This is a genomic window from Serratia sp. OLAL2 (assembly GCF_002752475.1).
Classification (GTDB): domain Bacteria; phylum Pseudomonadota; class Gammaproteobacteria; order Enterobacterales; family Enterobacteriaceae; genus Serratia; species Serratia bockelmannii.
Genome location: NZ_MSTL01000003.1, coordinates 197,285 through 221,110, shown reverse-complemented (window position 1 = coordinate 221,110; position 23,826 = coordinate 197,285). Strand labels below are relative to the sequence as shown.

Here is a 23,826-nt window from a genome sequence, read left to right as displayed (position 1 = left end):
ACCTGTATTTGAGTGAATCAAAGCGCGTAGTGAGCAGACCATTGCTCAAGAAGAGGTTTATAGGGTTTGATAAATTGCTCTTCCGTAAATTTCCCCTGCTCAATCGCTAACTGGCTACGCTCTTCGCGATCGTAAACAATCTTGGTTAATGAATGATCCTGGTTATTCAGGCTTGGCTGATAGCATTGCCCCGCCGCCGAGTTGGCATTGTAAATTTCAGGCCGATAAATTTTCTGGAAGGTCTCCATCGTGCTGATGGTGCCGATCAGTTCCAGATCGGTGTAATCGCTCAGCAAATCCCCGGGGAAATAAAACGCCAGGGGCGCGACGCTATTTTTCGGCATGAAGTAGCGCACCTGCAGGCCCATTTTTTTAAAATACTGGTCGGTCAGCGAAGCGCCGTCTTGCCGATACTCGTCGCCCAACACCGGGTGTTGATTGCCCGTCCGATGGTAGGTGTCTTTGCTGGACACGCTGAGGCAGATCACCGGCGGTTTGCTGAAATTTTCATGGTATTCGTTTGAATTGACGAAGTGCTTAAAGATATTGCCGTGCAAATCGCCGAAATCATCCGGAATGGTAAATTCCGCCGTGTTTTTATTGTGCGCCGGCAGCAAGACGCTAAAGTCGTAGTCGCGCACGTAAGAGGAGAAATTGTTCCCAACGATGCCCTCGATACGCTTTTGCGTTTTTTTATCAATGATGTTGGTTTTCAGGATTTCGATCACCGGGAAGCTGGCACCCTGATCTTCAACGCGCATCTCAACCGAGATGATTTCAAGCTCGACCGAATAGCGATCGGCCTTGGGGTTATCCCAATGCGCCAACGTATTGAAGCGGTTGTTAATCATCACCAGCGTATTGCGCAGGTTCTCCCGGCGGTTTTCCCCTCTGGCCAAATTGGCGAAGTTGGTGGTGATACGCGTACTTTCAGAAGGGTTATAATCTTCATCGAAAGAACTGCTCTTAATCGTAAAGGTAAAGTCTCTATTCATCGTCTTATAGCATCCTGTTATATGGTATGACGGCTGGATTTATCCATTTTTTTCAATGGGTTGTTTTTCTCTTTTTTTCATTCAGCCGATTTCATATTGTCTGTCTTTAATGAGGTCTATTTTTGCCAGAGTCCCGCAGGGAGTGAAAGAGACTTAATTTCATTACCACATGAGCGCTATTCATGATCTGGCGTTCGGGGCGGTTTATCGCCGTTGCTCTGCAGCGCAAACCGCCAACGTACCGGGCCGGCAACCTGGTGCAGCCTGAAAAATTACGGGTATAATCCCCCCATGATCCCACGGCTTCAGACACGAACATGACAAAACTCACCTTACAAGAGCAGATGCTCAAAGCGGGCTTGGTAACCAGCAAGAAAATGGCCAAAGTCCAAAGAACGGCTAAAAAATCACGCGTTCAGGCCCGTGAGGCCAGAGAGGCGGTGGAAGAGAATAAAAAGGCGCAGCTTGAGCGCGATAAAGCGCTGAACGAGCAGCAAAAGCAAGCCGCGCTGTCCAAAGAATACAAGGCGCAGGTGAAGCAACTGATCGAGATGAACCGCATCGTTCTGGCGAAAGGTGATATCGGTTTCAACTTCACCGACGGCAACCTGATCAAGAAAATCCTGGTGGATAAGGCGACGCAGACTCAGCTGATCAATGGCCGCCTCGCCATTGCCCGCTTGGTGGTCGAGAACCGGGAAGAGTGTGAATACGCGATTATCCCCGCGAGCGTCGCCGATAAAATCGCGCAGCGCGATGCGGCCAGCATTGTGCTGCACAGTGCGCTGAGTCAGGAAGAGCAGGATGAAGACGATCCGTACGCCGACTTTAAAGTGCCCGACGATTTGATGTGGTAAGCCGCGTTCAGAACGGCGCGGCGTGACGAGCGGCGATCCGCTCTCCGCTGATGGGGTGCACAAAGTCCAGCTCGCTGGCGTGCAGCATCAGCCGCGGCGTCTGTTCGGTACCCGGCAGCAGGCGCCCGCCGTACAGATCGCAGCCTAAAATAGGGTGGCCCAACTGCCGGCTGTGAATACGCAGCTGGTGGGTGCGCCCGGTCTCCGGGGTGAGCTGCACCCGCGTCAGCGGCAGCGGGATCCCGCCTTCCGTTTCACGATAAAAACGCTCGACGACCCGATAGCGGGAGCGGGCGGGCTTGCCGTGGAGGGCGCAAATCGACATCAGCGGGAACAGCGCCGGATCTTTGGCGATCGCCGCGTCTATGACCCCTTCGTTATTCGCCAGATGGCCGCAAAGCAGCGCGCTGTACACTTTGCTGACGGTGCGCTCGCTGAACTGCCGGCAGAGCGCGGCGTTGGCGGCCTTGTTGCGGGCCACCACCATCAACCCGGACGTGCCGAAATCCAGGCGGTGCACCAGGGCGCAGCCGGGGAAGATCTGTACCAGCCGGTGGTGTACCGAATCGAGATTCTGCGGATTCTTGCCCGAGAGGCTGAGCAGCCCGGCCGGTTTATTGATCAGCGCCAGATGATCGTCCTGATAGAGGATCTCTATTGGGTCATGGCATGGCGGGGCAATAAAGGTATCGGTGATCGTAGACATCGGGCGGCCGGCTGGTGGGTGGGGGCGGATGATAGCGAATTTCGCGTCGATGAGCGAATGCGGTTTTCGTTACACTGCGGCTCATGCCCGTTGGCACCCGATGCGGCAAAGCATCGGGTGCCACGGTTAAGTCCCCGGCGCTCTACTGCCCGTAGTAGGCGTTTTGGCCGTGTTTGCGCAGGTAGTGTTTGTCCAACAGCTCGCGCTGCATGCTGTGAATGCCCGGCGTCAGCTGGCGCGAGAAAATGCCCATGTAGGCGATCTCTTCTAGCACCACCGCATTATGCACCGCGTTGTGGGCGTCTTTGCCCCAGGCGAAGGGGCCGTGGGCATTGACCAGTACCGCCGGGATCGCGTTGGGATTGATATCGCGCCGGCGGAAGGTTTCGATAATCACGTTGCCGGTTTCCAGTTCGTAATCGTGCTCAATTTCATCCTGGGTCATCAGGCGAGTGCAGGGGATAGCGCCATAAAAATAGTCGGCGTGGGTGGTTCCCCAGGCGGGGATGTCCAGCCCGGCCTGCGCCCAGATGGTGGCGTGGCGCGAATGGGTGTGGACGATGCCGCCGATATCGGCAAATTCGCGGTACAGCGCCAGATGGGTGGCGGTGTCCGACGACGGTTTTTTTGCCCCCTCGACGGTGCGGCCGCTGGCCAGATCGACCACCACCATATCCTCCGCCGTCATATGCTCGTATTCAACGCCGGAAGGCTTGATCACCACCAGACCGCGTTCGCGATCCACCGCGCTGACGTTGCCCCAGGTAAAGGTCACCAGCTTATGGCGCGGCAGATCGAGATTGGCCTCCAGCACCTGTTGTTTTAACTGAGTCAGCATGTCATGCCCCCTTGTTGCATTTTCTGTTCGATCCAGCGGCGGGCCTGAACGATCTCGGCCACCGGCTCCTCGGCTTTTTCGGTCCACATCTCAATCAGGAATGCGCCGCGGTAATTGAGGCGCTGCAGCGTGCGAAACACCTCGACGAAGTCGACGCAGCCTTCGCCAAACGGCACGTCGCGGAATTGCCCCGGCGAAGTGGCGGTGACCGGGTAGGTGTCTTTCAGGTGAATGGCGGCGATGCGATCGATGCCCAGCTCCAGCTCGCGCGGCACGTCATTGCCCCAGGCGCTGAGGTTGCCGACGTCTGGATACACCGAGAACCACGGCGAGGCCAGCAGGGCGTCCCAGGCTTTCCATTTAGCGATCGAGTTCATAAAGGCGGTGTCCATAATTTCCACCGCCAGCATCACCTGGGCGGCGGCGGCACGGTCTACCGCCCACTGCATGCCTTCGCTAAAGCGCGCCAGCGTCCCCTCGTCCTGCTCTTCGTAATACACGTCGTAGCCGGCTAGCTGGATCGTCCGGATACCGACATCTTTGGCCAGCTGAATGGCCTGTTCCATCACGTCGAAGGCGCGCTGTCGCAGCGCCGGATCGTGGCTGCCAAACGGAAAGCGCCGGTGGCCGGAGAGGCACATCGACGGAATGCGGATGCCGGTTTCCAGCATGGCGTCCACCAGCGCCAGGCGCTGCGCCTTGCTCCAGCTCAGGCGCGCCAGACGTTCATCGCTTTCGTCCACCGACATTTCGACGAAGTCGAAGCCGCAGGCCTTGGCCAGCGCCAGGCGTTCGGGCCAGCTCAGGTGTTTCGGCAGCGCTTTCTCGTAAATTCCCAACGGGTGCTGACGCATATCATGATCTCCAGATGTCATCGATGGCGGTGCGGAACTGCCTGGCGGCGGCCGGCGGATCGCCGGCCTCGGCCAGCGCGCGGCCGGCGATAAAGGCGGTGACGGCGATTTCTTTAAACAGCGGCAGGTCGGCGGGCGTGATGCCACCGGTCACCGACAGCTCGATGCCCAGATCGGACAGCGCCTTCATCCGATCCAGATCCTGCCGGCCCCAGGTTTGCCCGCTGGCCTGCGCGTCGCGGCCGCGGTGATAGATCGCCTGACGAATGCCGAGGCCGCGCCATTGCCGCGCGTCCTCCAATGTCCAGCGGCCGAACAGTTCGATCTGGATTTCACCGCCGTGACGCTCGGCGACCTCCCGCGCGCTGGCCATGGTGGCCAACGGCGCGGCGCAGATCACCGTCATCCAGTCCGCGCCCTGGCCGAAGGCCTGATCGGCCAGCGTCGCACCGGCGTCGGCCACCTTGAGATCGGCCACCAGCGTGTGCTGCGGACAGCGTTCACGCAGCGCGCTAACCGCCTGAATACCGGCGCTGATGCACAAAATGGTACCGGCCTCGATGATGTCCACATGGGGGCTGAGGGTCTCGGCGGTGCGCAGCGCCGTATCCAAACGGGTTTGATCGAGCGCCAGCTGCAGGCGCGGTTTCGTGCTCATGGGGCCTCCTTGTTGGCGGGCTGCAGATGTTGCAATGCAGCAATCAGCGCCTGATAACGTTGGTGTTTGTGGTCGTAAGCTTCGGCGGCGGCCGCATCAGGCAGCAGCCGCTCGATACGCGGCGCCAGCCGGTGCTGGGCGGCGGTGAAATCGTTGAAGACGCCGCTGCCGACCATGGCCGCCATCGCCGCGCCCAGACAGCCGGTTTCTTCCACCTGCGGCAGCTCAACCGGCAGGCCGCTGACGTCGGCGAACATTTGCATCCAGGGGCGGGATTTGGCGGGGCCGCCGGTCACGCGCAGCGCCTGCGCCTCAGGGAAACGCCGGCGCATACGGTTAAGGTGCGTCATGTGGCAGAACACCACGCCTTCGTAGATCGCCTGCACCAGGTGCTCGCGCTGGTGGAAGGCCTGCAGGCCGTAGAAGCTGGCGCTCAGCCCCAGGCCGGCGTTGGAGCCATACAGGAAAGGGGCGAACAGCAGATCGCCGGCGGCTTTCGGCAGGGCGGCGACCCAGCGGTTAAGCTGGTCGTAGTCCTGCAGCCCCCATTGGTGACAGAACCATTCCAGGTTGGCGGCGGAAGTGGGGCTGGCTTCGTGCACGATGTATTGGCCGTTTTCGGCGTGGCGGCCATAGACAAAGGGATGATCGAAATCCTCGATGATGGCGTCGGTGATGCCGCTGGTGACCGACCAGGTCCCCATCACCGCGTTGAGCCGGGTTTCGTCCTGCAGGCCGGCGCACAACGCGGTGGACACCACGTCGAACAACCCGCCGACCACCGGAGTGCCGGTTTGCAGGCCGGTGATGGCCGCGGCGTTTGCCTCGACGCGCCCGGCGATCTCGGCCGAACCGACGATCGTCGGCAGGGCGGGCATGATGTCGCCGATACCCAGCAGCTGCGCCAGCGCCGAGTCATAGCGTCCGCTGCGCATCTGATACAGGTTGGATTCGGAGATATTGGTTTCTTCGCAGGCCAGCTCGCCGGTCAGGCAATAGCGCAGGTAGTCGTGCGCCATCAGCACGCTGCCGATGCGGGCGTAACGTTCCGGCTGATGCCGCTTCAGCCAGCGCAGCAGCGAGACCGGGTGCCCGGTCCACAGCGTTTGGCGCGTTTGCGGATACAGCGCCTGCGGCACGCCCTGCCGTTGCCATTCCTGCACCAGCGCCAGCGCGCGCTGATCGGAGGAGAGCATGGCGTTGCCCAGCGGCTGCCCCTGCTTATCCAGCAGAAATGCGCCCTTGCCCTGTGCCGAGATGCCGATGGCCTGGATGGCGCCGGCGGCGACGCCGCTGGCGGACAGCACTTCCCGGATCACGTCGGCGGCGGTGCGCCACAGCGATGCCATATCGCGCTCGGCCCAGCCGGGCTGCGGCGCGACGATCGCCAGATTGCGCCGCGCAACGCCGTGTTCATGGCCGCTGCGGTCGTATAATCCCGCCTTGATGAAGGTGCCGCCGCAGTCGAGCCCCAGCCAATATTCCATCATTCGCTCCTCGCGCTGTGGTCGCATTTATTGGGCAGCATCAACGCCAGCACGGAGGCGATCGCCAACGAGGCCGCCAGGCTGTAGACGCCGACATCCTTGTTGAACAGGCTGATCAGGACGCCGACCATATACGGGCCGCAAAAGCCGCCGAGGTTGCCCAGCGCATTGATCACGCCACGTGCGCCGCCGGCCACTTCGGCGTTGAACAATTTGGGCGGGATGGTCCAGAACACCCCGGCCGCCGCCTGAATGAATACGCCGCAGCCGACCAGCGCAGCGTAAGACCACCAGATGTGATCCTTCAGCAGCACCGACAGCGCCATGCAGGCGGCAAAGCAGGCCAGCGGCAGGGCGACGAAGACTTTGCGCTTACCGGTGCGATCGGAGAGGGTGGAGATGATCAGCATGCCGAAGATGGCGCCGATATAGGGCAAGATAGCCAGCAGGCCCACTTGCTCCATATCGCCGTGGGTCAGCCCTTTCAAAATGGTCGGCAGCCACAGGGTGTAACCGTAGATACCGGTCTGGTAGAAGAAATTCACCAGGATCAGCTGCCACATGATCCGGTCGCCCAGCACCCGGCGCAGCGAGGCGTTGCGCACCGTTTTTCCTTTGATCAGCAACTGTTCGTCGTGCAGGGTCTTTACCAGATACTCTTTTTCCGCCTGCGAGATCCATTTGGCTTCCTGCGGCCGGTTGCTGATGGTGAAGTACCACAGCGCCATGACTACCAGCGACAGAGCGCCCTCCACCAGAAACAGCATGCGCCAGTCCCAGGCGGTGATGATCCAACCCGACAGCGGGGCGGTGAGAATCCCGGCGATCGGCACGAACATGATGACGATGGCGTTGGCGCGGCCGCGCTCCTTATCCGGGAACCAGTTGCTGATCATGGTCAGCACCACCGGCAGCATGCCGCCTTCGGAAACGCCGAGGGCGAAGCGCAGGAACAGCAGCTGGTACTGATTGGTGACCAGCCCGGTCAGCACCGAGATCACCGCCCAGGCCAACAGTGACCAGCCGATGAATTTCTTGCCGTTGCCGTATACCGCCAGCTTGCCGCCGGGCACCTGCAGAAACAGGTAACCGATAAAGAAGATGCCGCCGGCCAGCCCGGCCATCGAGGCGGTGATGCCGAGTTCGTCATCCATGCCGCCGGGCATGGCGAAGGCGATGTTGACCCGATCCATGTAAGAAATGATGCAGGTGATGAGGATCGGCGGCACGATCCTCAGCCAGCGGAGCTTGGGAATAGCCTGGCTTTGGCTGACGGAAACGGAGGCTGTATTCATAAGGACCTCTTTCGATGTTCACTTTTTTGTAGGGTCGGGCGTTATTGTTTTGCTTAATTTGGGCGCAAGGGCGCCCGCACAGGCCTCATGGACCGGTGTTGTTATCGTTACGGGTGCTGCGTCTATCGGGCGCTAAACGACGCCAGCGGTATCTTCACCACCACCTTGCGTATCGCGCAGGGGCGTTGGTTAATGCAGGCCGGGCGATGCACGTCCTGCGGAAAAAATACCGCGAAGTTGCCGGGCCGCATCGTGAGCCAGGATTCGTCGGCCACGTCCTGATAAAACAGGATGTCGCGCTGCGCCAGCAGCTCCTGATGAATGACGTTGTCGCCGTTGTCCACCGCTACGCCGATAAGCTCGGTACCGCTGACCAGAAACTGCACGTCGACGTTTTGCCGGTGGACTTCCGGGCGTAGCGCATCCGGTGGTTGGGTATGCAGATCCAGCACTTGCACCACGTAGCCGGTGGCGGGATCTTCATAGCGCCCTGCGGGCAAGACGCTGAAATCGGTGCGCTGCAAATAGGCGACGGCGTTGGCGACCGGCGTCGGGTACTGCTCGGGCGCGGTGTTGGCGATGTGGCCGAATATCATGATGATCCTCCCGTTACAGCGCCTGAATGCGCGCCCAGACTCGTTCGTCAACCGGAATGCCGTCGCGCAGGTTTTCTTCCAGAATGCGCGGGAACTTGTGGCCCGGCAGGCGAATGGCGACGTCGGGGTTGTCCCGTTCGGCGCTGGTGACGTAATCCATGATGCGCTGCAGTTTTTGATCGCGGCTGTCGCCGTCGATCAACCGGTCTATCTCAATCGCGATGAACACCTGCGAGACGCCGTATTCGTCGCGGTGATCTTCCGTCACTTCCGCCACCGAGGCGCCGCCGGACAGCAGGGTGGCGATCATGTCCAGCACGATCGACAGCGCCGATCCTTTCCAATACCCCATTGGCAAAATGCGCCGGTTCTCTTCGATGGTGGCCGGATCGCGGGTCAGGCGGCCATCGTTGTCGAAGCCGCCGTCCACCGGCAGGGTTTTGCCCGCCAGCCGGTTCAGCTCCAGCGCGCCGTAGGAAAACATTGACATCGACATGTCCACCATGGTGATCGGGTTGCCGGGCACGGCGACGATCAGCGGGTTGGTGCCGATACGGCACGTTTTGGCGCCCCACGGTGGCATCACGGCGATCGAGTTGGTCCAGCAAATGCCGATATAGCCTTTCTCCGCCGCCTGCCAGCCGTAACCGCCGCCGCGCATCCAATGGTTGGCGTTGCGCAGCGCCACCAGGCCGATGCCATGCTCGTCGGCTAACTGCATGGCGCGATCCATCATGCGGCGGGCGGTAAGGTTGCCGATGCCCTGGTGCGCATCCCATTGCTCGATCGCCCCCAGAGACAACAGTTTGCTGGGTTCGGCGTCCGGCACGATATCGCCGGCGTCCAGCTGCTGAATAAAGCGCGGAAAGCGGTTAACGCCGTGGGAGTAAACGCCGCTGGCGGTGGTGTCGGCGAACATGCCGGCGCAGTCGTCGGCGAGATGTTCCGCCACGCCGCGCGCCAGCAGCACGCGTTTGAATTGCTGTTTTAACTCGCTGTAACTCACTCTCATGCCGGTTCTCCGCCTGTGCGAATCGTCTGTTTTTGGTTCGCTAAATTTCAATATGCGAAATTGCATTTCAAATAAATGCTATCCCGGCGATTCAGGGAAGTCAAAGCAAGGGGGAGTAAAATTATTCATGAAAAACATGACGTTAAAATTGAGTGGTGATTTTGTGATCGCCGCCACGTTTTGGTGGAGATGGCGTGCTTCAGACGTGACAAAGCAGGGCGGATCAAAACCCACCCTGCGTCTTGCGGGACCCCGGTTAACCGCGGGTGTTCAGCACCATGCGGTAGAGCGAGGTGGTGGCGGTGATATAGAGTTCATCGCCGTTCGGGCCGCCGAAGGTACAATTGGAGACGCGTTCCGGCACGTTGATTTTGTCGATCTGTCGCCCCTCTGGATCGAAGACCAGCACGCCGTCGGCGCAGCTGCAAAACAGATTGCCGGCCCGATCGACGCAGAAGCCGTCCGGGAAACCGGGTTCCACGGTTGCAAAACGGCGGCCGGCTTCCAGCTCGCGACCGTTGACCGCATAGACGCGCAGCTCGCGGCGGCCCAGCGTCGGAAAATCCACGATCGACATGTCCGCAACGTACAGCCATTTTTCATCCGGTGAAAACGCCAGGCCGTTCGGGCGCTGCAGGTCGCAGGCGGCGATGGTCAGCGAACCGTCGCGCGGATCGAAGCTGTAGAGATAGCAGCCGATCACCTGGCTTTCCGATTTGTAACCCTCTTCGTCGCCGATGATGCCGTAGGGCGGATCGGTGAACCACAGGGTGCCGTCGGAACACACCGCCACGTCGTTCGGCGAGTTAAAGCGCTTGCCGTCGACGCGGTCGATCAACAGGCGCACTTCGCCATCGCTTTCGGTGCGGCTGATGCCGCGCCGCCCGTGTTCACAGCTGACCACACGCCCCTCGCCGTCGCGCGCATTGCCGTTGGCGTAGTGCGACGGCGAGCGGTATAGGCTTAGCTCACCCCGGCGCGACCAGCGGAACATGCGATTGCCTTTCACGTCGCTGAACACCACCGCATCCTCTTGCGGCAGCCAGACCGGCCCTTCGGCCCAAATCGCCGGTGAGCACAAGCGCTCGAGCTGAGCGTGCGTGCGCAATGAATGCCGAATGCCGCCGTTCACTTCACGCCCCAGATCGCTTTGTAATGGCCCTGGTAATCGTTTTGCGGGTCATACAGGTTATTGGCGCCGCCGTCGGCGGCGATATTGTCGCGGGTGACCAGATGCGCCGGGGTCACGTAGCCGGAAGGCGGCTGCTTGGCGAAGGCGCGGTTGAATTCGTCCAGCAGCTGCCAACCGTGCAGCTTCAAGGGCTCCGGCACCGTCGCCGACTGGCTGTCGCCCGAGCGGATACGCTGGTAAGCGGAGATTGAACCGTCGCCGGCCGACACGTTGTAAGGCGCGTTCTTGCCGCCTTTGCCGGCGGTTTTCAGCGCCGGCGCCATAAAGTCGAAATACAGATCGTTGATTGCCAGCGCATATTGGAATTTGTCGCCGTACTTCTGCAGCAGGCTGAAGGTCATCGCCGGCATGCGGTTGGCGGTATCTGCCAGCGGCGTGTCGATGAATTCCAGCAGCGTACAGCCGCTGCATTTGGCGATCTCTTCTTTCATGACGTTGGCCTTGTCCAAGGCGATTTGGTACAGCGAGTCGGTGAAGATCAACACGCTCGCCTTGCCGCCGGACTGCACCACCGCGTATTGCGCGGCGATGCGCGCCACTTCGTTGGAATCCGACGTGATGTTATAGAACACATTGTATTTGGCGATGGGGCCCGGTTCCGGCACCGCATGCCAGGCGGTCAGCACGATGCCCTGCTGTACGGCCTTTTTCAGCGGGATCTTGGCGACGTTAGGGTTCCAGCCGCCGATCACGATGCCGTCTGGTTTCTGGGCGATGGCCTGATTGAGCGATGCCAGCTGATCTTTCACCGAGCCGCCGCCGTCGAGCGTTTCCAGCTTCCAGCCGGCGGCTTTCGCCGCTTCGCTCAACCCCTGTTGCACCCCTTGCACGCCGCCGTTCTTCATGTCGGAGGCGATAAAAATGATCTTCTTGTTGGCCTGCAGCTGCGGGCCGCTGGTGGGGCCGTCCCACTGGGTGGCGCTGGCGGTAGCCTTCGCCACGGCGGCGGTGGCCTGATCGAGATAGGCGTCGGCCCAGGCCGGCGATGCGGCGAGCAAGAATGTGGTGAACCCCGGTAACAGCCAAATGCGTTTCATGGTGTGCTCCTGGTTTAAGGGTGGGTCGCTGTCTGATTGTTGTTGTCAGCCGGCGTCGCCTGGCTGCGTTGTACCGCTTTCTGATTGAGCAGCCGGCGGCGTTGGGCATAGCCGGCCAGAGTGATCGACAGCAACAGCGTCGCGCCGTTGAACAGCGGCTCGACCCAGAATTCGCCGCCGAACTGCTGGATGCCGGCGATGCCGATAGCCAGAATGGCGATGCCGACCACGGTGCCCCAGACGTTGACGCGCCCTGGGCGAATGGTGGTGCTGCCGAGGAAGGCGCCGACCAGCGCTGGCAGCAGATAGTCCATGCCGACGCTGGCCTGGCCGACGCCCTGTTCGGCGGCGATCAACACGCCGCTGAAACCGGTGAGCACGCTGGAGGCGATGAAGGCGCCGATGGTAAAGCGGTTGACCGAGATGCCGTTCAGGCGCGCCGCCGCCGGGTTGCCGCCCACCGCATACATGCAGCGGCCGAGCGGGGTGTGTTCGGTGATGAGCCACAGCACCACCGCGACGATCAGCACGTAAAATGCCACGATCGGAATGCCGGCGATCTCGGTGTGGTGCAGCGCGATGAAGGCATCCGGCAAGTCGCCGACGATCTGCCGCCCGCCGGAGTGCCACAGGGCAATGGCGTACAGTACGGTGCCGGAGCCGAGGGTGGCGACGAAGCTGTCGATATCGGCCAGCGCCACCAGAATGCCGTTCAGCAACCCGTACAGCGCCGAGATCGCCAGCACCGTCAGCACCGCCATCTGCCAGGAGAAGCCGTATTCCACCTGCAGCGTGATCGCCAGAATGTGCCACAGCACAATGCCGAAACCGACGTTAAGATCGATCTTCCCCACGATCATCGGGATGGTCGCCGCCAGCGCCAACAGGGCGATTTTGGCCTTGCTCGACAAGATAGCCTGCAGCGTCAGCATCGATGCGAAGGAGGGGGTGAGCAGTGAGAACAGCACGACCAGCGCGATGCACAGCAGCAGCAGGCCATAGCGGGTGAGAACCTGCATCAGCCACGGGCCGGTGCCGTCCTGCGCCAGGCTGACGCGCTGCTCCAGTGCGGTTGATTTAACGGATGTTTTAGACATGGCCTACCTCGGATTCTGACGTGATTGCGACGTTTTCCCCGGTGCTGGCAGAGGCCAGCTCCAATAAATTGGCGAATGACACCTGCTGATTTTTCAGCTCGCCGACCACTTTCCCGCGGTTGAATACCAGTGCGCGGTTGCAAATATGGGCGATCTCCTCGAAATCGTTGGAGATAACCAGCACTGCCACGCCTTCCGCCAGGGATTTATTCAGCAGATGGTAGATTTCCGCGCGCGCGCCGACGTCCACGCCGGCGGTGGGATCTTCCAGGATCAGCAGCGGCGCCCCCAGATGCATCCAGCGCGCCATCACCACCTTTTGCTGGTTGCCGCCGGACAGCGCGCTGATATCGATATTGACGTCCTTGGGGCGTACGTCGAACAGCTGCACCTTCCACCAACTGGCGCCGATCTCCGCTCGCCGCCCGTAGCGGGAGAGCAGCCGGTGGCCGCTGGCGCAGGGGTTGATAAACAGGTTTTCACGCACGCTCATCGACATCACCAGGCTTTCGCCGGTGCGATCGCCCGCCACCAGCGAAACGCCGCAGGCCATCGCCTGCTGCGGGGTGCTCGCCTGATAGGGCCGATCGCGAAATCGAATCGCGCCGCCGTCGGCCTGGCGCAACCCGAACAGCAGCCGGCCAATCTCTTCTTGCCCGGCCCCGCGCAGGCCGGCCAGCGCCAGCATCTCGCCCGGCTGCAAGTCGAAGCTCACCGGGCCGATGTCGCCCACCGTGACGCTATCGAGCTGCAGCACCGGCGGACGATGTTCCGGCAGCGGTTCGCGCTGATCGTCCGCCATCGCTTCGCCGACGATGGTTTGCACCAGATCGCGCAGCGAGTAGTCGGCGGTGCGACCGCCGGCGACATAGCGCCCGTCGCGCATCACGCAGATCCGATCGGCGATTTCGATCACTTCGTCCAGACGGTGGGTGACATAAATCATGCCGACCTTTTTGGCGCGCAGCCGGTTGATCACGGCGAACAGATGACGCACGTCGTTGGCGGGCAGGGAGGCGGTCGGTTCATCCAGCACCAGCAGCTCGGCGTTGACCGCCACCGCGCGGGCGATCGCCAGCAGCGATTTTTCGGTGCGCGACAGTTCGAAGACGCGCGCATCGGGATCGAGCGCGATGCCGACGTCTTGCAGCGCCTGCGCCGCCCGGCGGCGAATGGCGCGCCAGTCGATCAGCCCAAAGCGGCGGGGAAACCCCATCACCAGCGCCATGTTTTCCGCCACCGTCATCCATTCGATCAGGCCGAGATCCTGATGAATAAAGGCGATCGGCTGGCGGCTGGTGCTTTTTATCGCGGCGGCGGAGGCGATGCTTGCGCCCTGAAAGCGAATATCGCCGCCGTCGCGCGGGTAGACGCCCGCCAGCACTTTGATCAGCGTCGATTTGCCGGCGCCATTTTCGCCCAGCAACGCCAGAACTTCGCCCGGCATCACCTGCAGGCTGACGTCGTTGACCGCCACGTTGCCGCCAAATCGTTTGACGATGTGGCTGAGGGTAAGGATGGGTTGTGCCGCATTATCCATAGTCATGTGATGCGCCCCTGGTGTCGTGCCCGTGCGAAGATGTCGGGCAAATTAGCCAAACTGCTGGTGAGTATCTGGTCTTTAAATTTCAATATGCGAAATTCAATTTCAAAAATAATATGACGTTCGTTGCGCTAAATCAAAGGCGGTGAGGTTTTAATTATTGTTATTAAACAATGAGTTATTTTTTACTTTGCGGAAGTGTGACCGATGGCTCACTTCAACATGGGGGAAATATTGCGGATTTTTATCCCGCTGCGGACAATGAAACGGCGTTCCGTCTTCACCTGATGCGGGCCTTGGGGTAACATGCCCGGCAAAGAGCCTGCTGACTTTGCCGCAGCGCCGGTTGGCGGTTCGACACTGGAGAGATTTTCGCTATGAGCCTGAAAGCCGTCGACGAGAAAGATGACAAGAAAGACAAACCGCTGGGCAGCCAAAGCCTGTTCCGCGGTTTGCAGTTGATTGAGATCCTGAGTAATTTCCCCAACGGATGTCCGCTGGCGCATTTGTCCGAGCTGGCCGGCATGAACAAGAGCACGGTGCACCGCCTGCTGCAGGGGTTGCACACCAGCGGCTATGTGACCCAGGCGCCGTCGCCGGGCAGCTACCGCCTGACCACCAAGTTCATTTCCATCGGCCAGAAGGCGCTGTCGTCACTCAACATCATTCACGTGGCCGCGCCGCATTTGGAACAGCTGAATCTGGAAGTGGGCGAGACGGTCAACTTCTCCAGCCGCGAAGACGACCACGTCATCCTGATCTACAAGCTGGAGCCGACCACCGGCATGATGCGCACCCGCGCCTATATCGGCCAGCATATGCCGCTGTACTGTTCGGCGATGGGTAAAATCTTCATGGCTTACGGCAATGATGATTACCCGGCTCACTACTGGCAGACTCACCAGCAAGAGATTCAGACGCTGACGCGCAATACCATTACCGAGCTGCCGAAGATGTATGAGGAACTGGCCGATATTCGCCAGCGCGGCATGGCGATGGATCGCGAGGAAAACGAGCTGGGGGTCTCCTGCGTGGCGGCACCGGTGTTCGATATTCAACAGCGCGTGCCTTATGCGGTGTCGGTTTCTCTGCCGACCGCCAAGCTGCAGCAGATCGGCGTCAAAAGCCTGATTAAACCGGTGCTGGCCACCGCGCAACGCATCTCTCAGGAGCTGGGGTTCGTCACGCCGATTTAAGTATTAGCGTCTCTGATACTGGATTAGAAACATCAATTTCACCTAATGATCGCTTCCTCGTATGATGCGCGTGTTGACCCACACGCGCCTTCGTCCGGCGCCTTTTATCATTCGAGGAATCTCCCATGTTAGCCGTCTTCCTGCAGGGTTTTGCCCTGAGCGCCGCCATGATCCTGCCGCTGGGCCCGCAGAACGTATTCGTGATGAACCAGGGCATTCGCCGCCAGTATCATTTGATGATTGCCTCACTGTGCGCGCTGAGCGATATCGTGCTGATCTGCGCCGGGATTTTCGGCGGCAGCGCATTGCTGACCCGCTCGCCGCTGCTGCTGGCGCTGGTCACCTGGGGCGGGGTGGCGTTTCTGCTGTGGTACGGCTGGGGCGCGTTCCGTTCCGCCTTCAGCCCGCAACCGGCACAGGCCGCGGCGCAGGAGCTGGCGCAGAGTCGCTGGCGCCTCGTGGTCACCATGCTGGCGGTCACCTGGCTGAACCCGCACGTGTACCTGGACACCTTTGTGGTGCTCGGCAGCCTGGGCGGGCAGCTGACGGCGGACGTGCGCTCCTGGTTCGCGCTTGGCGCGGTCAGCGCGTCGGCGGTGTGGTTCTTTGGCCTGGCGCTGCTGGCCTCCTGGCTGGCGCCGTGGCTGAACACGCAGCGGGCGCAGCGCATCATCAACGCGCTGGTCGGGCTGGTGATGTGGGGCATCGCGCTGCAGCTGGCCTGGCAGGGGGCAAATTTATAAGAATTTGTCACTAATCCGAATTCAAAACGCCGTGCGATATGCTACGTTTGATGCCAGGAATCCGGCGGTTCTCACAGGGAAAAGCCGGCGATCAGAGACAGCCTGTCATTAAGGAGACACTGTGAAGCTAAAAGCATTGGCTATGGCCGCAATGGTCGGATTAGGGACGTTACCGATGGCGCTGCAGGCGGCTGAAGTGCCTGAAGGGCCGCACGTCGTCACCTCCGGCACCGCCAGCGTGGACGCCACGCCGGATATCGCCACCCTGGCGATCGAAGTGAGCGTCTCCTCCAAAGACGCCGCCCAGGCGAAGAAGCAGGTAGACGAGCGCGTGGCGCAGTACTTTGATTTCCTGCAGAAAAACAACATCGAGAAGAAAGACATCAGCGCCGCCAACCTGCGCACCCAGCCGGAATACGATTACCTAAAAACCGGTGAGTCGGTGTTGAAGGGCTACCGGGCGGTGCGCCAGGTGCAGGTGACTCTGCGTCAGCTGGACAAGCTGAACGAGCTGCTGGACGGCGCGCTGAAATCCGGCCTGAACGAGATCCGCGCGGTGGAGCTGGGCGTCGCCAAGCCGGACGTGTATCGCGAGCAGGCGCGGCAAAAAGCGATCGAGAACGCGACTCAGCAGGCCGAATCCCTGGCCAAAGGCTTCCACGCCAAGCTGGGACCGGTGTACAGCATTCGCTACCGGGTCGCCAACTACCAGCCGATGCCGGTGGCGCGGATGTATAAGGCGGCCGGTGCGGCGGCGGAAAGCGACGCGGCGCAAACCTATGAACAGCAAAGCATTCACTTCGACGATCAGGTGGACGTGGTGTTCGAGCTGCAGCGTAACGCCGCGCAGTAAGGTTATCGTATTGAAGAAAAGGTTCGCTGCGGCGAACCTTTTTTCGTTTTAATCCTGACGCAGCACCTGATGACCGTGTTCCAGCAGTGCGTCGGTCACTTTGCGCATCATGCGGCTTTCCGGCGCGAAACGGTGCCAGTACAGCATGCGGCGCTGGTATAGCCCGGGCGTCAGATCGATCAGTTCACCGGATGCCAGCTCCTTTTCGATCTGCAGATGCGGGATCATACAGCAGGTGGTGCCCTGACGCGCCAGCTGCACGAAGGCTTCCGATGAGTTCACGATGTGGCAGGGCACGCTGCCCGGCGACAGATCGAAGTTCTGCTGCAGAAATGCCTGGTGCATGTCGTCGAGATGATCGAAGGCCACCGCCGGCGCTTTCAGCAGCGCGGAGCGGGTGACGCCGTTCGGGAAATAGCGCTCGGCGAAGCCGCTGGAGGCCACGAACAGGTAGTCCAGCGCCCCCAGCCTATCCACCAGGCAGCTCGGCAGCGGCTGCGGCTGAATACTCACCGCGCCCACCACCTCACCGCGGCGCAGCCGCTCCTGGGTGCGGGTTTCATCTTCCACCTGCAGATTCAGGCGAATGGGGGAGTCCGCCAGCACCGGCTTCAGCGCCGGCAGCAGCCAGGTTGCCAGACTGTCGGCGTTGACCGCCAGCGACAGCAGCAGCGGCGTATCGACGCCGGTGTCATTGCCGAGCCACTCTTCCTCCAGCAGCTCCACCTGATGCAGCAGCGCCAGCAGCTTTTGCCCTTGTTCGGTCGGGCGCGGCGGCACGGTACGAACCAGCAGCGGTTGGCCGAACAGGTTTTCCAGCTGTTTGATGCGTTGGGATACCGCCGATTGCGTGATACAGAGTTTTTGCGCGGCGCGCTCGAAGCCGCGCTCACGGATCACCGCGTCCAGCGCTTGCAGCGTACGATAGTCTGGGCGTTTCATCGGAAAGATATCCCTTAAATTAGAATGATACCGGCACTATGCCACATTTTGCGTGCGGCGCAGGTGGAAAAATCACGCCTCCAGCTCGCCGCCAAGCGGGTAAAAATGCGGGCTGCGGTAAATAAGTGTGATCCTGCCGGCGTGAAAAATAGCGTTTTACCCTATAATACGCACACGTTTTCGTACAGAGGCAAGGGACATATTATGACGCAGGATGAACTGAAAAAAGCGGTGGGCTGGGCGGCGCTGGAATACGTGACGCCGGGCACCATCGTCGGGGTCGGCACCGGTTCTACCGCCGCCCACTTTATTGACGCGCTGGGCTCCATCAAGCACCAGATCGAAGGCGCGGTGTCCAGCTCAGACGCCTCCACCGCCAAGTTGAAAAGCCTCGGCATCCACGTGTTCGACAGCAACGAAGTGGACTCGCTCGATATCTACGTGGACGGCGCGGACGAAATCAACGGCCATATGCAGATGATCAAGGGCGGCGGCGCTGCGCTGACGCGCGAGAAGATCATCGCCGCCATCGCCAAGAAATTTATCTGCATTGTCGACGCCAGCAAGCAGGTGGACGTGCTGGGCAAGTTCCCGCTGCCGGTGGAAGTGATCCCGATGGCTCGCTCTTACGTGGCGCGCGAGCTGGTGAAACTCGGCGGCCTGCCGGAGTATCGCCAGAACGTGGTGACCGACAACGGCAACGTGATCCTCGATGTGCATAACCTGAGCATCACCGACGCCATCGCGCTGGAGAACAAGATCAACGGCATCGCCGGCGTGGTGACCGTGGGGCTGTTCGCCAACCGCGGCGCGGACGTGGCGCTGGTCGGCACCCCGGAAGGCGTGAAAGTAGTCAAATAAGCCTCTGCCGTCTGTGGCCCGGTAGTGCCGGGCCGCATAATTCTTCGGTTAAAATATCTTTTCTGAAAAACGGCAAATTTGGTGACTTATGTCACATTGTGAAAGCTGACTCCCCAAAGCTTCTGCTGAAAACTTTCCCTATGGCATTTTCTGCCGTAAACCGCCATCAACGCTGCGCCTTGTCCTGCCGGGCAGGCAATCGTTTGTATTGCCGCCCGCGTTATTTTTGTTATGTTGGATGGGAGCTGTGTCGTCACAGCCGCTTCTGAAGTCTGAACATAGGGTCGGGTAAATGGCAAAAGTATCATTGGAGAAAGACAGGATTAAATTCCTGTTGGTGGAAGGGGTTCATCAGAGCACGGTCGATAATTTACGTGCCGCCGGTTATACCAACATCGAATACCACAAGGGTGCGTTAGACACCGAATCGCTGAAGGCATCCATCCGCGATGCACACTTCGTCGGCATCCGATCGCGTACGCATCTGACCGAAGAGGTGTTCGCCGCCGCAGAAAAACTGGTGGCGGTGGGCTGCTTCTGCATCGGCACCAACCAGGTTGATCTGAAAGCGGCGACCAAACGCGGTATTCCGGTCTTCAACGCCCCCTTCTCCAATACCCGATCCGTGGCCGAAATGGTGCTGGGCGAGCTGCTGTTGATGCTGCGCGGCATTCCGGCCGCCAACGCCAAGGCGCACCGCGGCGTGTGGCACAAATTGGCCGTGGGCTCTTATGAGGCGCGCGGCAAAAAGCTGGGCATCATCGGCTACGGCCATATCGGCACCCAGCTGGGCATTCTGGCCGAAGGGCTGGGCATGAAGGTGTTCTTCTACGATATCGAGAACAAACTGCCGTTAGGCAACGCGCAGCAGGTGCGTCATCTGTCCGATCTGCTCAATATGAGCGACGTGGTGACGCTGCACGTGCCGGAAACGCTGGCCACCAAGAACATGATGGGGGCGGAAGAGCTGGCGCTGATGAAGCCGGGCGCCATTCTGATCAACGCCTCGCGCGGCACCGTGGTGGATATTCCCGCGCTGTGCGACGCGCTGGCCAGCAATCACCTGGCGGGTGCGGCGATCGACGTCTTCCCGGAAGAGCCGGCGACCAACAGCGATCCGTTCAACTCGCCGCTGTGTGAGTTCGATAACGTGCTGCTGACGCCGCACATCGGCGGTTCCACGCAGGAAGCGCAGGAGAACATCGGCGACGAAGTGGCCGGCAAGCTGGCGAAATACTCCGACAACGGATCGACTCTGTCCGCCGTCAACTTCCCGGAAGTGTCGCTGCCGGCGCATGGTCCGAACGCCAGCCGCCTGCTGCACATCCACGAAAACCGTCCGGGTGTGCTGACGCAGATTAACCAGATCTTCGCCGAAGAGGGGGTTAACATCGCCGCCCAGTATCTGCAAACCGGGCCGGAAATCGGCTACGTGGTGATCGACATCGAAGCGGAAATCGCACGCGCCGACGCTGCGCTGCAGCGCATGAAGGCCATCGACGGCACCATTCGCGCCCGTCTGCTGTTCTGATTCGGCGGCTTGCCGCAACGAAAAAGGCCGGAGCGATCCGGCCTTTTGCTATTTGGGCTCGTGCCACGCCCAGCTGCAGAGCGGGGTGAGGATTTCCGGCAGCGGGATATCCCAGTGCTCGGTCGGCAGGCGCTCCACCTGCTGGCAATCATGGGCCAGACCGATGGGATAGGGGCCGCCGCTGCGCCAGTTTTGCAGGGTGCGATCGTAAAAACCGCCCCCCATGCCCAAACGCTGCCCGGTATGATCGAATGCCACCAACGGCGTCAGCACGACGTCAAGTTCGCCCAGCGGCAACACCTGGCGCACATCGAGGCGGGGCTCGAGAATATTGAAGCGATTGCGTACCAGCGGCGTTTCCGGCGCATAGCGCAGGAACAGCAGGTGTCCTGAACTGAACGGATGCAGTACCGGCAGGTAAACCTGTTTGCCGAGCGTCCACAGTTGCTCGATCAGCGGCCCGGTGTCGAGTTCGCCGTCAAACGACAAAAATACCGCGATGCTGCGCGCCGCCTGAATGCGTGCATGTGCGGCAAGGCGCTCGGTTATCTTGTCTGCGGCAAAGCGTTGCTGATCCGGCGTAAGTTCGCGTCGGCGTTGGCGAATGAGTTGGCGTATGGCTTGGCGCTGCTGCGCGAATTGGGGTTGAAAAGACATCGTATCAGGCTTGCTCAGTGTGGCGTTCAGCACACATAAACCGCTGAGAAGGGGAATCTCCGAGATGCCGTCGCAGGCTGTAACCCTTGAACCCATGGTTCAAGGTGAACGTGCCGTCGCAATCTTAAGGCTTCTCGGCGCACCGAGCGTGCTCACCGATCGCGGAGCAACACATTCTGTTTGTACTAAATATCGGCTCAGGGGACTGGCCCGCTGGCGAACATCTCAGAGAAATTTTGTACTCGTTGCTGAAACTTTGATTTCAACAACTTAAGTTATTCGAATTGTGCATCCTGACGTTCAGAGATGCGACCTTGTTCAAGCAGCGCTTGTTCAATGGTCTGCTGCAGCATCCGTATGCGTTGTTCCATATTGGACGCATAGTCACGGGTTTTCAACCGTTCTTGAGCAAGTTCGTGACAGACGTTCAATGCCGCGATGAAAACCAGTTGCTCAGTATTGGAGACTCTAGTGCGAACTTTAAGATCTTGCAACCGTTGGTTAAGATCGTCCGCCGCCATATTCAACGCATCTTGTTGTTCTGGCGGGCAATTGACTCTTAACGAGCGGCCAAAAATTTGAATATCTACCGGTTGTGCAGACATGCCACCTTCCTGCCTAAATTTCGCGCCAGCCTTGTCCGCCCTGGCCGGGCCGTCAAAGCGGGCGCCACTATATATACCTCGGTACCAAGATACAACCCCTTTTTCAGTACCTGGTTGTAATCTACTGTGGCGCACATTGCCAGTCAAAAAAGGGTTTCAAAATGCGTATTTACCGCACTTTCGTCACCCGCCGGCGCAGTGTGAAACCTGCCACATCGCGATTATAACTAGCCACTGAGGTGTCGCGCTTATCTGGTATAGCGACGGACCTTGGTGGTAGCATAACACGAACTTATCCTGCCAACGATGACGAATGCGCATGTCTATACAGAATACATTTCCAAGTTACCAATCTTTGACCGTGGCCCTCAACCAGCAGTCGGTGGCGCTGACCGCGGCAGAAATGCACGGCCTGATCAGCGGCCTGCTGTGCGGCGGCAGCCGTGACGCCGGCTGGCAGGCGCTGGTGCACGATCTGACCAACGAAGGCGTCGCCTTCCCGCAGGCGCTTAGCCAACCGCTGCAGCAGCTGTATGAAGTGACGCGTGACACGCTGGAAGATGACGAATTCCTGTTCCAACTGATGCTGCCTGAAGGGGAGATCGTCAGCGTGTTCGATCGCGCCGACGCGCTGGGCGGTTGGGTCAACCACTTCCTGCTCGGGCTGGGCATGATGCAGCCGAAGTTGGCTCAGGTGAAAGACGAGGTCGGTGAAGCGATCGACGATCTGCGCAACATCGCGCAGCTGGGCTACGACGAAGACGAAGATCAGGAAGAATTGGAACAGTCGTTGGAAGAAGTGGCGGAGTATGTGCGGGTTGCCGCCATCATGTGCCACGGCGAATTCACCCGTCACAAGCCCACGGCGCCGGAAAACATCAAACCGACGCTGCACTAAACGTTCTATCGCCCCTCCGCCGGCGGTGCGGATGGCATGATTTCAGGAGAAGGTAATGACTCAGCAGGAATTCAACAACCGCCGCCAGGCGCTGTTGGCGAAAATGGCGCCGGCCAGCGCGGCGGTTATTTTCTCTGCGCCGGAAACGACGCGCAGTGCAGATTCAGACTATCCCTATCGGCAGAACAGCGATTTTTGGTACCTGACCGGCTTCAATGAGCCGGAAGCGGTGCTGGTGCTGATTAAAAGCGACGAAACGCACAACCACAGCGTGTTGTTCAACCGGGTGCGCGATCTGACGGCGGAAATCTGGTTTGGTCGCCGCCTGGGGCAAGACGCCGCGCCGGCGAAGCTGGGCGTGGATCGCGCGCTGCCGTTCGATGAAATCAATGACCAGCTGCATCTGCTGCTCAACGGCCTGGACGTGGTCTACCACGCGCAGGGCGAATACGCCTATGCCGATCAGATCCTGTTCGGCGCGCTGGACAAGCTGCGCAAGGGGTTCCGCCAGAGCCTGCAGGCGCCGGCCACCGTTACCGACTGGCGGCCGTGGCTGCATGACATGCGGCTGTTCAAGTCGCCGGAAGAGCTGGCGGTGATGCGCCGCGCCGGTGAGATCAGCGCGTTGGCGCATACCCGCGCGATGGAAAAATGCCGCCCGGGCATGTTCGAATACCAGCTGGAAGCGGAAATTCATCATGAATTCACCCGCCTCGGCGCCCGTTACCCGTCTTACAACACCATCGTCGGCAGCGGCGAAAACGGCTGTATCCTGCACTACACCGAGAACGAGAGCCAGATGCGCGACGGCGATCTGGTGCTGATCGACGCCGGCTGCGAGTACCAGGGGTACGCCGGCGACATCACCCGCACCTTCCCGGTCAACGGCAAGTTCAGCCGGCCGCAGCGCGCGGTGTACGACATTGTGCTGGCGTCGCTGCAGCGCGCTTTGGAACTGTTCAAACCCGGCACCAGCATTCGCGAAGTCAATGACGAAGTGGTGCGCATCATGGTGGTCGGGCTGGTGGAGCTGGGCGTATTGAAAGGTGAAGTCGACTCGCTGATCGCCGAGCAGGCGCACCGTCAGTTCTTCATGCACGGGCTGAGCCACTGGCTGGGTCTCGATGTGCACGACGTTGGCCACTACGGCACGCCGAGCCGCGATCGGCTGCTGGAGCCGGGCATGGTGCTGACCGTGGAGCCGGGGCTGTACATCGCGCCGGATGCGGACGTGCCGGCGGAGTACCGCGGCATCGGCATCCGCATCGAGGACGATATCGTGATCACCGCCGACGGCAATGAAAACCTGACCGCCACCGTGGTGAAAGACGCCGATGCCATCGAGGCCTTGATGGCGGCGGCAAGGTCGTAAC

At 60.4% G+C, this 23,826-nt stretch carries 24 protein-coding genes and 1 other RNA gene; 8 read left to right on the top strand and 17 right to left on the bottom strand.

Annotated elements, in window-relative coordinates:
* Positions 1-17 precede the first annotated feature (17 nt).
* On the bottom strand, positions 18-995 hold the full coding sequence (locus tag BVU99_RS04585; protein ID WP_099817438.1) for a DUF1852 domain-containing protein: 978 nt from the start codon (positions 993-995) through the stop codon (positions 18-20).
* A gap of 317 nt (positions 996-1,312) precedes the next feature.
* On the opposite strand from BVU99_RS04585, the gene BVU99_RS04580 reads away from it, so the two are divergent.
* Positions 1,313-1,852 (top strand): DUF2058 domain-containing protein, encoded by a 540-nt coding sequence (locus tag BVU99_RS04580; protein WP_025304173.1) that lies wholly within the window; start codon positions 1,313-1,315, stop codon positions 1,850-1,852.
* Positions 1,853-1,859: 7 nt separating this feature from the next.
* Here the strand turns inward: BVU99_RS04580 and BVU99_RS04575 are convergent, their stop codons facing one another.
* From BVU99_RS04575 to BVU99_RS04520, 12 genes are all read right to left on the bottom strand, one after another.
* Entirely contained in the window at positions 1,860-2,558 is a 699-nt protein-coding gene (locus tag BVU99_RS04575) for an RluA family pseudouridine synthase (RefSeq protein ID WP_099817439.1), read from the bottom strand.
* Between the two features lie 142 nt (positions 2,559-2,700).
* Entirely contained in the window at positions 2,701-3,396 is a 696-nt protein-coding gene (gene araD / locus BVU99_RS04570; protein WP_043142679.1) for an L-ribulose-5-phosphate 4-epimerase, read from the bottom strand.
* Positions 3,390-4,250 (bottom strand): L-ribulose-5-phosphate 3-epimerase, encoded by an 861-nt coding sequence (locus BVU99_RS04565; protein WP_043142677.1) that lies wholly within the window; start codon positions 4,248-4,250, stop codon positions 3,390-3,392. The genes araD and BVU99_RS04565 overlap by 7 nt, the downstream gene beginning before the upstream one ends.
* Position 4,251: 1 nt before the next feature.
* Complete coding sequence (gene ulaD, locus BVU99_RS04560; protein ID WP_025304169.1) at positions 4,252-4,908, bottom strand: 3-keto-L-gulonate-6-phosphate decarboxylase UlaD; 657 nt, start codon at positions 4,906-4,908, stop codon at positions 4,252-4,254.
* Complete coding sequence (locus tag BVU99_RS04555; RefSeq protein ID WP_099817440.1) at positions 4,905-6,395, bottom strand: FGGY-family carbohydrate kinase; 1,491 nt, start codon at positions 6,393-6,395, stop codon at positions 4,905-4,907. Before BVU99_RS04555 ends, ulaD begins: the two co-directional genes overlap by 4 nt.
* Positions 6,395-7,690: an MFS transporter gene (locus BVU99_RS04550; RefSeq protein ID WP_025304167.1), complete on the bottom strand. Its 1,296-nt coding sequence runs from the start codon at positions 7,688-7,690 to the stop codon at positions 6,395-6,397. The genes BVU99_RS04555 and BVU99_RS04550 overlap by 1 nt, the downstream gene beginning before the upstream one ends.
* A 122-nt stretch (positions 7,691-7,812) precedes the next feature.
* Positions 7,813-8,286 carry a YhcH/YjgK/YiaL family protein gene (locus tag BVU99_RS04545; RefSeq protein ID WP_099817441.1) on the bottom strand — a complete coding sequence of 158 codons (474 nt, stop codon included), beginning with the start codon at positions 8,284-8,286 and terminating at the stop codon, positions 7,813-7,815.
* Between the two features lie 13 nt (positions 8,287-8,299).
* Positions 8,300-9,298: a 3-dehydro-L-gulonate 2-dehydrogenase gene (yiaK, locus tag BVU99_RS04540; RefSeq protein ID WP_025304165.1), complete on the bottom strand. Its 999-nt coding sequence runs from the start codon at positions 9,296-9,298 to the stop codon at positions 8,300-8,302.
* A gap of 256 nt (positions 9,299-9,554) precedes the next feature.
* Positions 9,555-10,430 carry an SMP-30/gluconolactonase/LRE family protein gene (locus BVU99_RS04535; protein ID WP_025304164.1) on the bottom strand — a complete coding sequence of 292 codons (876 nt, stop codon included), beginning with the start codon at positions 10,428-10,430 and terminating at the stop codon, positions 9,555-9,557.
* Complete coding sequence (locus BVU99_RS04530; RefSeq protein WP_099817442.1) at positions 10,427-11,527, bottom strand: substrate-binding domain-containing protein; 1,101 nt, start codon at positions 11,525-11,527, stop codon at positions 10,427-10,429. The genes BVU99_RS04535 and BVU99_RS04530 overlap by 4 nt, the downstream gene beginning before the upstream one ends.
* A 14-nt stretch (positions 11,528-11,541) precedes the next feature.
* Entirely contained in the window at positions 11,542-12,624 is a 1,083-nt protein-coding gene (locus BVU99_RS04525) for an ABC transporter permease (RefSeq protein ID WP_099817443.1), read from the bottom strand.
* Positions 12,617-14,170, bottom strand: a complete 1,554-nt coding sequence (locus BVU99_RS04520; RefSeq protein WP_025304161.1) for a sugar ABC transporter ATP-binding protein — start codon at positions 14,168-14,170, stop codon at positions 12,617-12,619. Before BVU99_RS04520 ends, BVU99_RS04525 begins: the two co-directional genes overlap by 8 nt.
* 374 nt (positions 14,171-14,544) lie before the next feature.
* Here BVU99_RS04520 and BVU99_RS04515 point away from each other — a divergent pair, with 374 nt between their 5' ends.
* The 3 genes from BVU99_RS04515 (at position 14,545) to BVU99_RS04505 (ending at position 16,959) form a co-directional block, all read left to right on the top strand.
* Positions 14,545-15,363 carry an IclR family transcriptional regulator gene (locus BVU99_RS04515; RefSeq protein ID WP_025304160.1) on the top strand — a complete coding sequence of 273 codons (819 nt, stop codon included), beginning with the start codon at positions 14,545-14,547 and terminating at the stop codon, positions 15,361-15,363.
* 125 nt (positions 15,364-15,488) lie between these two features.
* Positions 15,489-16,106 carry an arginine exporter ArgO gene (argO, locus tag BVU99_RS04510; RefSeq protein ID WP_025304159.1) on the top strand — a complete coding sequence of 206 codons (618 nt, stop codon included), beginning with the start codon at positions 15,489-15,491 and terminating at the stop codon, positions 16,104-16,106.
* 121 nt (positions 16,107-16,227) lie between these two features.
* Entirely contained in the window at positions 16,228-16,959 is a 732-nt protein-coding gene (locus BVU99_RS04505; RefSeq protein ID WP_025160209.1) for an oxidative stress defense protein, read from the top strand.
* Between the two features lie 48 nt (positions 16,960-17,007).
* Here BVU99_RS04505 and BVU99_RS04500 read toward each other — a convergent pair whose 3' ends face one another.
* Positions 17,008-17,901 (bottom strand): LysR family transcriptional regulator ArgP, encoded by an 894-nt coding sequence (locus tag BVU99_RS04500; protein WP_004931613.1) that lies wholly within the window; start codon positions 17,899-17,901, stop codon positions 17,008-17,010.
* Between the two features lie 204 nt (positions 17,902-18,105).
* Between BVU99_RS04500 and rpiA the strand changes: the two genes are divergently transcribed.
* Entirely contained in the window at positions 18,106-18,762 is a 657-nt protein-coding gene (gene rpiA, locus BVU99_RS04495) for a ribose-5-phosphate isomerase RpiA (protein ID WP_025304157.1), read from the top strand.
* 292 nt (positions 18,763-19,054) lie between these two features.
* Complete coding sequence (gene serA, locus BVU99_RS04490; RefSeq protein WP_046687762.1) at positions 19,055-20,293, top strand: phosphoglycerate dehydrogenase; 1,239 nt, start codon at positions 19,055-19,057, stop codon at positions 20,291-20,293.
* A gap of 48 nt (positions 20,294-20,341) precedes the next feature.
* Here serA and BVU99_RS04485 read toward each other — a convergent pair whose 3' ends face one another.
* The 3 genes from BVU99_RS04485 to zapA all read right to left on the bottom strand — a co-directional run bounded on the left by BVU99_RS04485 (position 20,342) and on the right by zapA (position 21,555).
* Entirely contained in the window at positions 20,342-20,950 is a 609-nt protein-coding gene (locus tag BVU99_RS04485; RefSeq protein ID WP_049206144.1) for a 5-formyltetrahydrofolate cyclo-ligase, read from the bottom strand.
* A gap of 52 nt (positions 20,951-21,002) precedes the next feature.
* Positions 21,003-21,185, bottom strand: a non-coding RNA gene (gene ssrS, locus BVU99_RS04480) — 6S RNA.
* A gap of 40 nt (positions 21,186-21,225) precedes the next feature.
* Positions 21,226-21,555 (bottom strand): cell division protein ZapA, encoded by a 330-nt coding sequence (gene zapA / locus BVU99_RS04475; protein WP_004931621.1) that lies wholly within the window; start codon positions 21,553-21,555, stop codon positions 21,226-21,228.
* Between the two features lie 319 nt (positions 21,556-21,874).
* Between zapA and BVU99_RS04470 the strand changes: the two genes are divergently transcribed.
* Together BVU99_RS04470 and pepP are read left to right on the top strand one after the other, a co-directional pair.
* Entirely contained in the window at positions 21,875-22,453 is a 579-nt protein-coding gene (locus tag BVU99_RS04470) for a YecA family protein (protein ID WP_049296197.1), read from the top strand.
* A 55-nt stretch (positions 22,454-22,508) separates the two neighbouring features.
* Positions 22,509-23,825, top strand: a complete 1,317-nt coding sequence (gene pepP, locus BVU99_RS04465) for a Xaa-Pro aminopeptidase (protein ID WP_025304153.1) — start codon at positions 22,509-22,511, stop codon at positions 23,823-23,825.
* Position 23,826: the final 1 nt, after the last annotated feature.

Bases quoted from the DNA above. Each gene is read 5' to 3' on its own strand.
- BVU99_RS04585 (WP_099817438.1), bottom strand. From the start codon at position 995: ATGAATAGAGACTTTACCTTTACGATTAAGAGCAGTTCTTTCGATGAA.
- BVU99_RS04580 (WP_025304173.1), top strand. From the start codon at position 1,313: ATGACAAAACTCACCTTACAAGAGCAGATGCTCAAAGCGGGCTTGGTA.
- BVU99_RS04575 (WP_099817439.1), bottom strand. From the start codon at position 2,558: ATGTCTACGATCACCGATACCTTTATTGCCCCGCCATGCCATGACCCA.
- araD (WP_043142679.1), bottom strand. From the start codon at position 3,396: ATGCTGACTCAGTTAAAACAACAGGTGCTGGAGGCCAATCTCGATCTG.
- BVU99_RS04565 (WP_043142677.1), bottom strand. From the start codon at position 4,250: ATGCGTCAGCACCCGTTGGGAATTTACGAGAAAGCGCTGCCGAAACAC.
- ulaD (WP_025304169.1), bottom strand. From the start codon at position 4,908: ATGAGCACGAAACCGCGCCTGCAGCTGGCGCTCGATCAAACCCGTTTG.
- BVU99_RS04555 (WP_099817440.1), bottom strand. From the start codon at position 6,395: ATGGAATATTGGCTGGGGCTCGACTGCGGCGGCACCTTCATCAAGGCG.
- BVU99_RS04550 (WP_025304167.1), bottom strand. From the start codon at position 7,690: ATGAATACAGCCTCCGTTTCCGTCAGCCAAAGCCAGGCTATTCCCAAG.
- BVU99_RS04545 (WP_099817441.1), bottom strand. From the start codon at position 8,286: ATGATATTCGGCCACATCGCCAACACCGCGCCCGAGCAGTACCCGACG.
- yiaK (WP_025304165.1), bottom strand. From the start codon at position 9,298: ATGAGAGTGAGTTACAGCGAGTTAAAACAGCAATTCAAACGCGTGCTG.
- BVU99_RS04530 (WP_099817442.1), bottom strand. From the start codon at position 11,527: ATGAAACGCATTTGGCTGTTACCGGGGTTCACCACATTCTTGCTCGCC.
- BVU99_RS04525 (WP_099817443.1), bottom strand. From the start codon at position 12,624: ATGTCTAAAACATCCGTTAAATCAACCGCACTGGAGCAGCGCGTCAGC.
- BVU99_RS04520 (WP_025304161.1), bottom strand. From the start codon at position 14,170: ATGACTATGGATAATGCGGCACAACCCATCCTTACCCTCAGCCACATC.
- BVU99_RS04515 (WP_025304160.1), top strand. From the start codon at position 14,545: ATGAGCCTGAAAGCCGTCGACGAGAAAGATGACAAGAAAGACAAACCG.
- argO (WP_025304159.1), top strand. From the start codon at position 15,489: ATGTTAGCCGTCTTCCTGCAGGGTTTTGCCCTGAGCGCCGCCATGATC.
- BVU99_RS04500 (WP_004931613.1), bottom strand. From the start codon at position 17,901: ATGAAACGCCCAGACTATCGTACGCTGCAAGCGCTGGACGCGGTGATC.
- rpiA (WP_025304157.1), top strand. From the start codon at position 18,106: ATGACGCAGGATGAACTGAAAAAAGCGGTGGGCTGGGCGGCGCTGGAA.
- serA (WP_046687762.1), top strand. From the start codon at position 19,055: ATGGCAAAAGTATCATTGGAGAAAGACAGGATTAAATTCCTGTTGGTG.
- BVU99_RS04485 (WP_049206144.1), bottom strand. From the start codon at position 20,950: ATGTCTTTTCAACCCCAATTCGCGCAGCAGCGCCAAGCCATACGCCAA.
- zapA (WP_004931621.1), bottom strand. From the start codon at position 21,555: ATGTCTGCACAACCGGTAGATATTCAAATTTTTGGCCGCTCGTTAAGA.
- BVU99_RS04470 (WP_049296197.1), top strand. From the start codon at position 21,875: ATGTCTATACAGAATACATTTCCAAGTTACCAATCTTTGACCGTGGCC.
- pepP (WP_025304153.1), top strand. From the start codon at position 22,509: ATGACTCAGCAGGAATTCAACAACCGCCGCCAGGCGCTGTTGGCGAAA.